Origin of the sequence: Pseudomonas sp. 2VD (assembly GCF_005503585.1) — a bacterium.
GTDB classification, from domain to species: domain Bacteria; phylum Pseudomonadota; class Gammaproteobacteria; order Pseudomonadales; family Pseudomonadaceae; genus Pseudomonas; species Pseudomonas aeruginosa.
This window is the reverse complement of the sequence record NZ_SCND01000551.1, coordinates 1-2,568: the sequence shown is the minus strand read 5'-3', so window position 1 is coordinate 2,568 and position 2,568 is coordinate 1. Positions and strand designations below refer to the sequence as shown.

The following is a 2,568-nucleotide window of genomic DNA, read 5'->3' as shown; positions in this document are numbered from 1 at the left end:
CCTTGCTGAACGAAGGCCTGAACGGCGTGCCGGGGCGGGTCGAGGCCGGTCCGCCGAAGCACCTGGGCAGCGCCCTGGGGCAGATGGTCAACTTCCTCGGCACCCTGCAGAACGAGTGGGCCGGGGCCCAGGCCTTCAGTTCCTTCGATACCTACCTGGCGCCCTACGTGCGCAAGGACCGCCTCGACTACGCCAGCGTGCGCCAGGCCCTCCAGGAGTTCATCTACAACCTCAACGTGCCGTCGCGCTGGGGCACCCAGACGCCCTTCACCAACCTGACCTTCGACTGGGTCTGCCCGGACGACCTGCGCGACCAGGTGCCGCGCATCGGCGGCGAGGAGATGCCCTTCGCCTACGGCGAGCTGCAGGCCGAGATGGACCTGATCAACCGCGCCTACATCGAGGTGATGCAGGCCGGCGACGCCCATGGCCGGGTGTTCACCTTCCCGATCCCGACCTACAACATCACCCACGACTTCCCCTGGGACAGCGACAACGCCACGCGCCTGTTCGAGATGACCGCGCGCTACGGCCTGCCCTACTTCCAGAACTTCCTCAACTCGGACATGCAGCCCAACCAGGTGCGCTCGATGTGCTGCCGCCTGCAACTGGACGTGCGCGAACTGCTCAAGCGCGGCAACGGCCTGTTCGGCTCGGCGGAGCAGACCGGCTCGCTGGGCGTGGTGACGATCAACTGCGCGCGCCTGGGCTATCGCCACCGTGGCGACGCCGCCGGCCTCTACCGCCAGCTCGACCACCTGCTCGAACTCGCCTTCGCCAGCCTGGAGCTGAAGCGCAAGGTGATCCAGCAGCACATGGATGCCGGCCTCTATCCCTACACCCGACGCTACCTGGGTACCCTGCGCAACCATTTCTCCACCATCGGCGTGAACGGCCTGCACGAGATGGTGCGCAACTTCAGCGACGACCGCGAGGGACTGCACAGCGAAGCCGGGCGCGAGATGGCCCTGGCCCTGCTCGATCATGTGCGCGCGCGGCTGGTGGCTTTCCAGGAGAACAGCGGGCACCTCTACAACCTGGAAGCCACGCCCGCCGAGGGCACCACCTATCGCTTCGCCCGCGAGGACCGCAAGCGCTATCCGCGCATCCTCCAGGCCGGCACGCCGGAGGCGCCCTACTACACCAACTCCTCGCAACTGCCGGTGGGCTTCACCGACGACCCGTTCGAGGCGCTGGAGCTGCAGGACGCCCTGCAATGCAAGTACACCGGCGGCACCGTGCTGCATCTCTACATGGCCGAGCGGATTTCCTCCGCCGAAGCCTGCAAGACCCTGGTGCGCACCGCCCTCGGTCGCTTCCGCCTGCCGTACCTGACCGTCACCCCCACCTTCTCGATCTGCCCACGGCACGGCTACCTGGCCGGCGAGCACGAGTTCTGCCCGAAGTGCGACGAGGAGCTGCTGCAACGCTCCACGCCCAAGAGCTGTTGCGGCGGCTGCGGCGGTTGAGTCGCCTGTCGTTCCTTTCATCCACCAGCAAGGAGTACCACCGATGAACCCCAACCAGTTGCCCGAAGGCCAGCGCCAGCGCTGCGAAGTCTGGACCCGCGTGATGGGCTACCACCGTCCCGTGGCAGCGTTCAATGCCGGCAAGCAGTCCGAGCATCGCGAACGCCGCCATTTCCGCGAGACGCGATGAGCGCCACGCTCAGGGTCGGGGGCCTGGTGCCCCTGACCACCCTCGACTACCCCGGCCTGCTCGCCTGCGTGCTGTTCTGCCAGGGCTGCGCCTGGCGCTGCCGCTACTGCCACAACCCGGAACTGATCGCGCCGCGCGGCGCGGAGGAAATCCCCTGGCCACGCCTGCTCGACTTCCTCCGCCGACGCCAGGGCCTGTTGCAGGCGGTGGTCTTCAGCGGCGGCGAGGCGACCCTGCAGGCGGCCCTCGGCGACGCCATGCGCACGGTCCGCGAACTGGGCTTCCGCGGCGGCCTGCACAGCGCCGGCATCAACCCCCGCGCCTTCGCCCGGGTGCTGGCGCAGAGCGACTGGGTGGGCTTCGACGTCAAGGCGCCGGCCGAGGACGTCGCCGCCATTACCGGCGTGGACGGCAGCGGCGCGGCCAACTGGCGCAGCCTGGAATACCTGCTGGACAGCGGCGTGGCCTACGAATGCCGGACCACGGTGCACTGGCGCTTGTTCGATAGCGAACGCCTCTGGCGCCTGGCGACGCGCCTGCGCGCGATGGGCGTGGAGCGCTTCGCCGTACAACTGGCGCGCCCGGCCCGCCAGCTCGATCCGCAGCTTCTCGCGAAGCCCGCGCCGCAGGGCGCTGCGCAGCTATGGCGAGAACTGGAAGAGCTGTTTCCCGCCTTCGAACTGCGCGACGCCTGAGCCTCCGGTTCAGCGGCGCCGCTCGGGCCTGCCAGCTCGCTCGGACAGGGCGGGCAGTCCCGACCAGGCCTGCTCTTCACAAGACTCATACGATCGTACGAGAGCACCTTCTCGATTCCTAGTTGCGTCCAATTGTCGCGGACGGCGCCGCTCGCCACCCTTGCTCCAGATTCAGCGACCACTGTCCCTTATACACCTCTGACGCTGCCGACGC

Annotated in this window: 3 protein-coding genes; all 3 read left to right on the top strand. The window is 68.3% G+C overall.

What is annotated here, in order from left to right:
• Positions 1–1,469 (top strand): ribonucleoside triphosphate reductase (locus FFS27_RS31520; RefSeq protein ID WP_137952486.1); only part of this gene is annotated, 1,469 nt, incomplete at its 5' end.
• Between the two features lie 43 nt (positions 1,470–1,512).
• Positions 1,513–1,659: an anaerobic ribonucleoside-triphosphate reductase gene (gene nrdD, locus FFS27_RS31515; protein ID WP_003088212.1), complete on the top strand. Its 147-nt coding sequence runs from the start codon at positions 1,513–1,515 to the stop codon at positions 1,657–1,659.
• The gene (locus FFS27_RS31510) at positions 1,656–2,354 is read left to right on the top strand and encodes an anaerobic ribonucleoside-triphosphate reductase activating protein (protein WP_137952485.1); all 699 of its coding nucleotides are present in this window, start codon (positions 1,656–1,658) and stop codon (positions 2,352–2,354) included. Before nrdD ends, FFS27_RS31510 begins: the two co-directional genes overlap by 4 nt.
• Positions 2,355–2,568 lie beyond the last annotated feature (214 nt).